7 protein-coding genes are annotated in these 9,423 nt (G+C 57.6%); all 7 read left to right on the plus strand.

Translation table 11 applies throughout. The features are described 5' to 3' along the window. Window positions 1-134: 134 nt before the first annotated feature. Window positions 135-2,789 carry a type VI secretion system ATPase TssH gene (tssH, locus tag UTO39_RS14565; protein ID WP_320727468.1) on the plus strand — a complete coding sequence of 885 codons (2,655 nt, stop codon included), beginning with the start codon at window positions 135-137 and terminating at the stop codon, window positions 2,787-2,789. Then, window positions 2,786-5,164, plus strand: a complete 2,379-nt coding sequence (locus tag UTO39_RS14570) for a type VI secretion system tip protein VgrG (RefSeq protein ID WP_320727460.1) — start codon at window positions 2,786-2,788, stop codon at window positions 5,162-5,164. Before tssH ends, UTO39_RS14570 begins: the two co-directional genes overlap by 4 nt. Beyond that, window positions 5,165-5,950, plus strand: a complete 786-nt coding sequence (locus UTO39_RS14575) for a DUF4123 domain-containing protein (RefSeq protein ID WP_320727461.1) — start codon at window positions 5,165-5,167, stop codon at window positions 5,948-5,950. A 56-nt stretch (window positions 5,951-6,006) separates the two neighbouring features. Continuing rightward, window positions 6,007-6,540 (plus strand): DUF3304 domain-containing protein, encoded by a 534-nt coding sequence (locus UTO39_RS14580; RefSeq protein ID WP_320727462.1) that lies wholly within the window; start codon window positions 6,007-6,009, stop codon window positions 6,538-6,540. Continuing rightward, on the plus strand, window positions 6,528-6,677 hold the full coding sequence (locus tag UTO39_RS14585; protein ID WP_320727463.1) for a hypothetical protein: 150 nt from the start codon (window positions 6,528-6,530) through the stop codon (window positions 6,675-6,677). Before UTO39_RS14580 ends, UTO39_RS14585 begins: the two co-directional genes overlap by 13 nt. A 95-nt stretch (window positions 6,678-6,772) precedes the next feature. Then, the gene (locus tag UTO39_RS14590) at window positions 6,773-7,303 is read left to right on the plus strand and encodes a DUF3304 domain-containing protein (protein ID WP_320727464.1); all 531 of its coding nucleotides are present in this window, start codon (window positions 6,773-6,775) and stop codon (window positions 7,301-7,303) included. Continuing rightward, window positions 7,291-9,423, plus strand: a 2,133-nt coding sequence (locus UTO39_RS14595; protein WP_320727465.1) for a DUF2235 domain-containing protein, incomplete at its 3' end; no start/stop codon positions are given. The genes UTO39_RS14590 and UTO39_RS14595, both read left to right, overlap by 13 nt.

The raw sequence follows: 9,423 nt of genomic DNA on the forward strand, positions 1-9,423 counted from the left end.
TTTTTGCTGAACGTCTGCAGCGGCGGGCGCTGAGCAAAGAAAACATCCTATCCCGGAAATAGACCTTATGGGCCTTGGTAACGGCCAGGGGCGGTAGCGTGCCTGAAAGGTCCTCAACAGTGAGTAAAATCAACATGGAAAACCCGGCAATCCTCCTTCGACGTCTTAATCCATACTGCGCTCGAGCGCTGGAAGGCGCTGCTTCGCTCTGCCAGACGCGCGCCCATGCAGAAATTCTGCCGGAGCACTGGCTGCTGAAGCTGCTGGAGCAGGGCGAAGGTGACCTGACGGTGCTGGCGCGTCGCTACGAATGGGATATGGATAGCATCTGGCAGGATTTGCTCGGCTGGCTCGATAAACAGCCTCGCTCTGTTCGCCACCGGCCTCAGCTGTCTGACCACATTCAGGCTCTGATGCAGCAGGCCTGGCTACTTGCTTCACTCAACGAAGAGGAGCAGATTCGCAGCGTCCATCTGCTGATGGCCCTGGTGGAAAAACCGAAACTGGCACGCTGTGACGGCCTTTGGCCGTTATTAACGCTTGGTCAGAGCCAACTGGAGCGCCTGCGACCGTTGCTGGATGCGCAATCGGATGAGCGTCTGGAAATACAGCATGAAGCTGAACTGGCGCAGAGCCTCGGTGGCGAGGTGGAGTTTGTTGGACGTCCGGCCGGAGCGGAAATGAAAGAGGGGGAACTGAATCCTGCGCTGCAGAACGCGCTGGACAAATTCACCCTTGATGTCACCGCAAAGGCAAAGGAAGGGAAGATCGATCCGGTATTCGGCCGCGATACGGAAATCCGTCAGATGGTGGACATACTTTCTCGTCGCCGCAAAAACAACCCGATTCTAGTCGGCGAACCGGGCGTGGGGAAAACTGCACTGGTTGAAGGCCTGGCGTTGCGTATAGCCGAGGGTAATGTGCCGGAATCCCTCAAAACGGTTAGTTTGCGCACCCTTGACCTGGGCCTGCTGCAGGCCGGTGCGGGTGTGAAAGGTGAGTTTGAACAGCGCCTGAAAAACGTCATTGATGCGGTGCAGCAATCGCCTGTACCTGTCCTGCTCTTTATTGATGAGGCGCACACCATCATCGGCGCGGGCAACCAGGCGGGTGGCGCAGATGCCGCCAACCTGCTGAAACCGGCGCTGGCCCGTGGCGAACTGCGCACTATCGCGGCCACTACCTGGTCTGAATACAAACAATATTTCGAGCGCGACGCCGCCCTGGAGCGCCGTTTCCAGATGGTGAAAGTGGATGAGCCCGACGATGACACCGCCTGCCTGATGCTACGCGGTCTGAAATCCCGCTACGCTGAACACCACAATGTACACATTACCGACGATGCTGTTCGTGCGGCAGTTACCCTTTCGCGTCGTTATCTGACCGGACGCCAGCTTCCTGATAAAGCGGTCGATCTGCTGGACACCGCCGCCGCCCGCGTCCGTATGAGTCTCGACACCGTACCGGAACAGCTGATCCGTCTTCGCGCGAGTATCTCTGCGCTCGACATGGAGAAGCAGGCGCTACTCGAAGATATCGCCATAGGCAATCAGTGCCATGCCGGGCGTCTGAGCGAGATTGAGCAGGAAGAGGTGCGCCTGATTGTGGCGCTTGACGAACTGGAAACCCAGTACGGTCAGGAATTGAAGCTGACCGGTCAGTTGCTGGAAAGCCGTCGGGATATCTCGCGCCAGAGCGAAACGCAGCAGCTGCATCGGGAGCTTAACGAGATGCAGCACAGCAACCCGCTGCTCTCCCTGGATGTGGATGTACGCACCGTTGCTAACGTAATTGCTGACTGGACAGGCGTACCGTTGTCATCGCTGATGAAAGACGAGCAGACCGAACTGCTGACCCTCGAAAATGAAATCGGTAAGCGTGTTATTGGGCAGGACGTGGCGCTCGAAGCCATCGCCCAGCGTCTGCGTGCGGCAAAAACCGGCCTCACCTCCGAGAACGGCCCGCAGGGCGTATTCCTGCTGGTGGGGCCGAGCGGCGTGGGTAAAACCGAAACCGCATTAGCTTTAGCCGATGCAATGTACGGCGGCGAGAAGTCACTCATAACGATTAACCTCTCTGAATACCAGGAGCCGCACACGGTTTCCCAGCTGAAAGGCTCGCCGCCGGGCTACGTGGGCTACGGCCAGGGCGGTATCCTCACCGAAGCGGTGCGTAAACGCCCGTACAGCGTGGTGCTGCTTGATGAGGTGGAAAAAGCGCACCGTGACGTCATGAACCTGTTTTATCAGGTATTTGACCGGGGCTTTATGCGCGACGGCGAAGGGCGCGAAATCGACTTCCGCAACACCGTCATCCTGATGACCTCCAACCTCGGTAGCGACCACCTGATGCAGCTGCTGGACGAAAACCCGGAAGCCACCGAAGCAGACCTGCATGAACTGCTGCGTCCGATCCTTCGCGATCATTTTCAGCCCGCGTTGCTCGCCCGCTTCCAGACGGTGATTTTCCGTCCGCTGGCTGAAACTGCCATGCGGACCATCGTGGAAATGAAACTGGCACAGGTCAGCAAGCGCTTGCATCGTCACTACGGCTTGGCCACGCAGATTGATGAGAGCCTGTATGACGCCCTGACCTCAGCCTGTCTGCTTCCGGACACCGGCGCGCGCAACGTCGATAGCCTGCTGAATCAACAGATTCTGCCGGTGCTGAGCCAGCAGCTGCTGACCTGCATGGCCGCAAAACAGAAGCCGCGTTCGTTACGCCTGAGTTGGGACGATGAAGAAGGGATCGGCCTGGCGTTTGACTGGGCTGAGGGAGGCAACGCATGAGTACTAATCCTCCGATCAGATACAGCCACAACCACCACCTGCTCGTGGTGAAGGGCTGTGACGCAGAGCCCGACGTGCTGGCCTTTTCAGGCGACGAGGCCCTGAGCAGACCGTTCAGCTACCGCGTTGAGTTCACCAGCCGCGACCACGGCATCAGCAAAGAGATGATGCTGATGAAGCTCGGCTCGCTGACGCTCCAGGCCCCGGTTGACCAGGGGTACGGCATCAAAATCCGGCAGCCGCTGCGGGTGATTCAGGGAGTGGTGACCGGTTTTGAACGCCTCGGCACCTCAAAAGATGAAACGCATTACGCCCTGACGCTCCGGCCGCGACTGGCGCTGCTTGACCGTTCGCACCAGAACGCGATTTACCAGGACATGTCGGTCCCGCAGATTGTGGAAAAAATCCTGCGCGAGCGGCACGGCATGCGCGGTCAGGACTTTCTGTTCTCGCTCACAAAAGAGTATCCGCGCCGTGAGCAGGTGATGCAGTACGGCGAGAATGACCTGCACTTCATCACCCGCCTGCTGGGCGAGGTCGGCATCTGGTTCCGCTTCACCGCCGACACGCGCCTGAACATCGACGTGGTGGAATTTTACGACAGCCAGCAGGGGTACGAGAAAGGCCTGACCCTTCCGTCGGTGCCGCCGTCAGGGCAGCACTCGCAGGGCGTGGATTCGGTGTGGGGGATGGAGAGCCATCATAACGTGGTGCAGAAGCAGGTCAGCACCCGGGACTACAACTACCGTCAGGCCACAGAGGATATGAATGCGCTGGTTGACGTCACCCGGGGGGACGCGACCACGTACGGGGAGGCGTATCACTATGCCGACAATTATCTGACGCCGGGCAGCGCCTATGAGCGTAATCCGGCGCCCGAGTCCGGGGCGTTTTATGCCCGCATCCGGCATGAGCGCTACCTGAACGGCCAGACGCGGACCCGGGCCACCACCAGCAGCCCGGCGCTCTCTCCGGGGATGCGGCTGAACGTTACCGGCGGGTATGAAGTGGCGGACGTGTTTGCGCAGGGCGTGGTCATCACGGCGATGCAGACCCACGCGCGGCGGGATGAAGACTTCAGCCTTCATTTTGACGGCATTCCGGACAGCCCGGATTTCAGCTTCCGCCCCGAGCCGGGGACTCGCCCGGTGATGGCCGGTACGCTGCCGGCCCGCGTCACCAGCACCACCGAAAATGACGTCTACGGCCATATCGATAAGGACGGGCGCTACCGCGTCAGCATGCTGTTTGACCGGGACAGCTGGGAGACGGGGTTCGAGAGCATGTGGGTGCGGCAGTCACGCCCGTATGCCGGGAACACCTACGGCCTGCACCTGCCGCTGCTGGCGGGCACCGAAGTGGCTATTGGCTTCGAGGACGGCAACCCGGACCGGCCGTACATTTCCGGCGTGCTGCACGACTCGGCCCACGGCGACCACGTCACCATCCAGAATTACAAACGCAACGTCCTGCGCACCCCGGCGAACAACAAAATCCGCCTTGATGACGAGCGCGGAAAAGAGCATATCAAGGTCAGCACGGAGTATGGCGGCAAGAGCCAGCTGAATCTCGGTCACCTGGTCGACAGCGAAAAACAGCAGCGCGGCGAGGGGTTTGAGCTCCGGACGGACAGTTGGGGCGCGATACGGGCCGGGAAAGGGATATTTATCAGTGCTGACGGCCAGGCGAAGGCGCAGGGCGACGTTCTGGCGATGGAGCAGGCGATTAGCCTGTTGAAAGGTGCGGTAAATCTGGTAGCAGAATGGGGAGAGGTTGCAAGGACCCACCAAAACTTCGCACCGGATACACAACCCCTTCAGGCGCTTGTTTCAGGAGCGAGCCTACTCAAAGAACCGACTTTGTTAATGTCTGCGCCGAAAGGTATTGCCGCCGTCACACCGCAAACAGCATTGCTGCACAGCGGAAAGGGTATGTATCTGCAAAGCCTTGGGGAGGTTAATATCAGCGCGGCGCAGCGTTACTCCGTCAATGCCAGTCAGGCTATCTCTATTCTGGCCCACCAGGAAGGTATGCGTCTGGTCTCTGCCAAAGGCCCGCTGGCGGTGGAGTCCCACTCGGATACGCTGTCTATCACGTCGATGAAGGATGTCACGGTGCAGTCCACCCAGGGGCACCTGCAGCTGACGGCAAAGAATGGTATCACGCTTGCCTGCGGCGGTGCTTGCATCAAGCTCACGCCACAGGGCGAAATCAACGTGCATGGTCCTGGCCTGTTAAGCCTTAAAGGGCAACATAAATTACAGGGCCCGGCGGGTGAGGATTATCCGCTGCCAGAATTGCCTTCGTCAGTGTGCAAAGAGTGTCTGAAAAAGGCGCAGCGGCTGGCACAGGGCTTTGTGCCAAGGGAGGCATAAGTGAACACGACCCATATCACTGACTGGGTGAATCTGCTTCAGCAAACCTGCGCTGATATAAGCATGACCCACCTTGATTTTATTCTCGACCAGTGCGGTATTGATTTTTCAGTCATCCCTGTACTGCGGGATTTTTCACCGCCTCTGGTATGGCAGTCTCTCTATAAGGGTTTGCCGGAAGATGCCCTGTCTGAAGAGTCGCCGCTGTTGATCAGGATCTCTTTAAACGATCCTCAGCAGAAGCAGTGGTTTATTGAACTGGCTCAGAAAGTACAAAAGACAGCCCCGCTGTTGGTGCTCTGTTCTCCCTGGTCTTTTACTACTCTGGCTGAATGGTTAACTGCCTGCACCGATGCGACACATGAGGGACGTGCAGGGCTGTTCAGATACTTTGATGCTCGTATTTTCCCTTATCTGTTTTCTCATATTCTGGAACCGGATCAGCAGGCCCAGCTGCAGCGTCCGGCTCTGTTCTGGAGCTGGCTGGATCTCGACGAAAAGCCGGGGTTGCTGATGGGGCAGGGAGCACAGCCCGCAATCAACGAGAAGTGTCAGAATATCGCTTTGCGTGATAGTCAGTTTGAAGCCCTGATGTGCATCTGCGACGTCAAGCTGATGCTTCGCCATCGGGATGTTCCTGATACTGGATTTGCCTCGCAGGATGAACGGTTTACTGCCTGCTTCAACGGTATGCTCTCAGCCACTGCCAAAGGGATGATATTGGATAAAGAGCGCGAGGATTGGGTTATTGGGACCCTGACCGGACGACCTTCGGCAGAAGTCTGAAAGTGGGATCATGAGGCTGTTGCCTTCCGGGGGAGCAGCTATACAAGGAATGCAAAATGAAAATACGACATTACCTCGTGGTACTGGGAGCTTTGCTGCTGGCGGGATGCAGTCAGCCCGCGGCGAAGGCTGAAATCCGGAGTGGCGGTGGTGGAACCATTGTGGCCATCAACCATACCAAATGGGCAATCAACCATTTCAGCGTCGACGGTCAGTCGGGGATAGATATTATCGGGCCGTACCAGGGCGGCGGCGGTGGATGCTGCTATGGTGTGCCGGCGAAGTGGCGGTCGGGAATGACGGTCAAAATCGACTGGGAAACTGGAGTGGGTGATATGGATGGGTTTCCAGGGTTTGACAGATGGGATGAGTATCTGGCCTGGGAAAAAAAAATGAAGGCCCAGAATAAGCAGCACAGCGCGGTGGTACTGGTGCCGGACTATACGGGGCAAAAAAACTGCGGGATCACTGTGCACTTTCTGCCCTGTGATGAGGTGAAAGTGACCACCAGCTGCGTGAGCCCCGGCCGGCCGGGCTATCCAATTAACGAGCCGCTGCAGATGCCGGAGCCCAAAGTATGTCCGAAATAATCACCGATCTGGCGTGGTTCCCGCCGGTATTTCCGGCTCAGGGGCGTTTACCCACTCAGGCTGCGCTGGTTGGCGCAAACTGCGCGCAGCAGGACAACCAAGAGCTGGCCTACCGGCAGGCGCTAATCACCGTTTGACGTTTTTTCCTTTCTGTAATGCTTAGCCATGCCATCGTGAAAAGTCATGGTTAAGCAAGACGCAGTAACCTGTTAATTCATAAAAGGAATGCAAAATGAAAATACGACATTACCTCGTGATACTGGGTGCCCTGCTGCTGGCGGGCTGCAGTCAGCCTGCGGCGAACGCAGAAAGCCGGGGTGGCGGCGGAACCATAGAGGCGATTAATCACACCAAATGGGCAATCAACCATTTCAGCGTCGATGGTCAGTCGGGGATAGACATTATCGGGCCGTATCAGGGCGGCGGCGGCGGCTGCTGCTATGGCGTGCCGGCGAAATGGCGGCCGGGTATGACGGTCAAAATCGACTGGGAAACTGGAGTGGGCGATATGGACGGATTTCCGGGGTTTGCAAATAGGGAAAAATACAATGCGTGGCGAAACAAAATGAAGGCCCAGAATAAGCAGCACAGCGCGGTGGTACCGGTGCCGGACTATACGGGACAGGAAATCTGCGGGATCACGGTGCATTTTCTGCCCTGTGATGAGGTGAAAGTGACGACCAGCTGTGCCAACTATGGCCACCCTGAACACCCGATCAAAGAGCCTCTTAAGATGCCGGAGCCAAAAGTATGTACGAAATAATCACCGATCTGGCGTGGTTCCCGCCGGTATTTCCGGCTCAGGGTCGGTTACCTACCCAGGCTGCGCTGGTTGGCGCAAGCTGCGCGCAGCAGGACAGCCAGGAGCTGGCTTACCGGCAGGAGCTGTGCCTGGCCGCCGGGCGGCGCGTGGAGCCCCCCTGCTGTAAAACTTTGCATATCAGCCTGTTTTTTGACGGTACCGGTAATAACCTAAATCACGACTTATATATTGCCGACCCGAAGCACCCCACCAATATTGCCCGTCTGTTTCGCGCCACCATCGGGCAGGGAGCAGCCAGGGGAGTCACTAAAGGTGAAGAATTGCTGGATGCTGACGGCAGTGGCGATGATAAATACTACAAATATTATATTCCCGGCGTCGGGACGCCTTTTCCCGAGGTGAACGATCTGGATTTCAGCATGATGGGGCTGGCGGCAGCAACCCACGGGGAGGATCGTATCAACTGGGGCCTGCTGCGGATTATCGATGCCCTGAAGCGGACGACAACCAAGAAGAGCCTGTCGAACAGTGCGAGCTGGACGGCGGTGGACAAAATGGCGACCTCTATGGCGTCCTTTGGGCTGACCGGCAGCGCTAACCGTTATGAGACCTTCCAGAGCCTGCTGAAAGATATGGCACCAGCCCTGCAAAAGGCCCTGGTGCCTGTCGACCCCGGAAAGCCGAAGCTGTTGGGGATTAAACTGTATGTGTACGGCTTTTCTCGCGGGGCAGCGGCGGCTCGGGCCTTTGTCCGCTGGCTCAGCGAACTGTTGCCAAAGCCTGAAGAGGGAAAAGACAAGCCCGAGCAGTGTCTGGCGGTGGGGGGGCTGAAAATTCCGCTCAGCGTCGAGTTTCTAGGCCTGCTTGATACGGTGGCCTCGGTGGGGGTGGCGCATATCGCCCCGGTTGCTGAAGGACATATGGGCTGGGCGGACGGGACCCAGGAGCTGCCGGCAGAGAAGGTCTATGGCGGGTTAATTAAAAAGTGCATCCATCTGGTCTCTTCCCACGAGCAGCGGCTCTGCTTCCCGCTGGATTCTATCCGTCGTCCGGATGGTTCGTACCCGGCGAACAGCCAGGAAGTCGTCTATCCGGGAATGCACTCGGATATAGGCGGTGGTTACCCGCCAGGGGATCAGGGTAAGGCAAACGAGAGTGAAAACAGGAGTTTTTTACTTCTGTCTCAAATTGTATTGCATGATATGTATGCATCTGCATTTTCGTCAGGGGCGCCTCTGAAAGTACCTAAAACTGCACTCCCTCAAGATCTATCTTTAGATGCTTGGCGGGCTATGTCCTTCGATTCGGGTGATGAATTTGATATCGACACTCCGTTAATCAATCGTTTTAATGCCTGGCGTGAGCTTACCCTCGGTCTGAGCTCGTCTTCAGACCATATCTCCCCCGAACAAGCCGCAAAATACGATCCGCCGCGCGCGCCGGTCAGCCTGGAGAAAGCCCTTGAAGATCAGATGGGCTGGATCACCGCGTGGCGTATCAATCGCTATGCCGGGGGAACCTACAAGACCCAGCGCTTCTATGTTGATTCGGCGGCGAACGGGCTGGATAAAGACAGCGATCCGCTGGTCAGAAAGCAGTCTGAGGAAGCATGGAAAGAAGCACAGAAAGAGGTTGACGATGCTCGGCGGGATATGAAGGCGAAACATAAACCTGAAGAGGGCTTCCTGATGCTCCCGCCGGGGCCGAAGGATTTTGACGCCGCGCTGGGGCAAACTCAGCTGCGCCAGGCCGCCGAAGAGTTCAGGGAGGATTACAGCGGCCTCTCCCGGTCGGATACCGGTAACTGGCTGTTTACCGCCGTTGATTCAATGAGCAACGCCATCTTCCTGCTGAATCACGACAATGAGTACGGCGAATGGCTCAGCATGAAAACCGCCGGGGACGATCGCATGAAAGTGCTTTTCCCGACAACCGGCGAAGCGAGTAACGCCTCTGAACCTGCCGGGCTGGTGCGGGCGCTGTTTGACGATCAGGTCCATGATTCCCGGGCGTGGTTTATGCACAACGCCTTCGGCTCCCGCGAACCCTGGGGCAGCTATTTCCTCTACCGGATGATCTACTTCGGCAGCCGCAGCAGTAAGCCGATGACGCCGTTGATG

The organism is Enterobacter sp. 118C5 (assembly GCF_034107645.1).
In the GTDB taxonomy this organism is placed as follows: Bacteria; Pseudomonadota; Gammaproteobacteria; order Enterobacterales; family Enterobacteriaceae; genus Enterobacter; species Enterobacter nematophilus.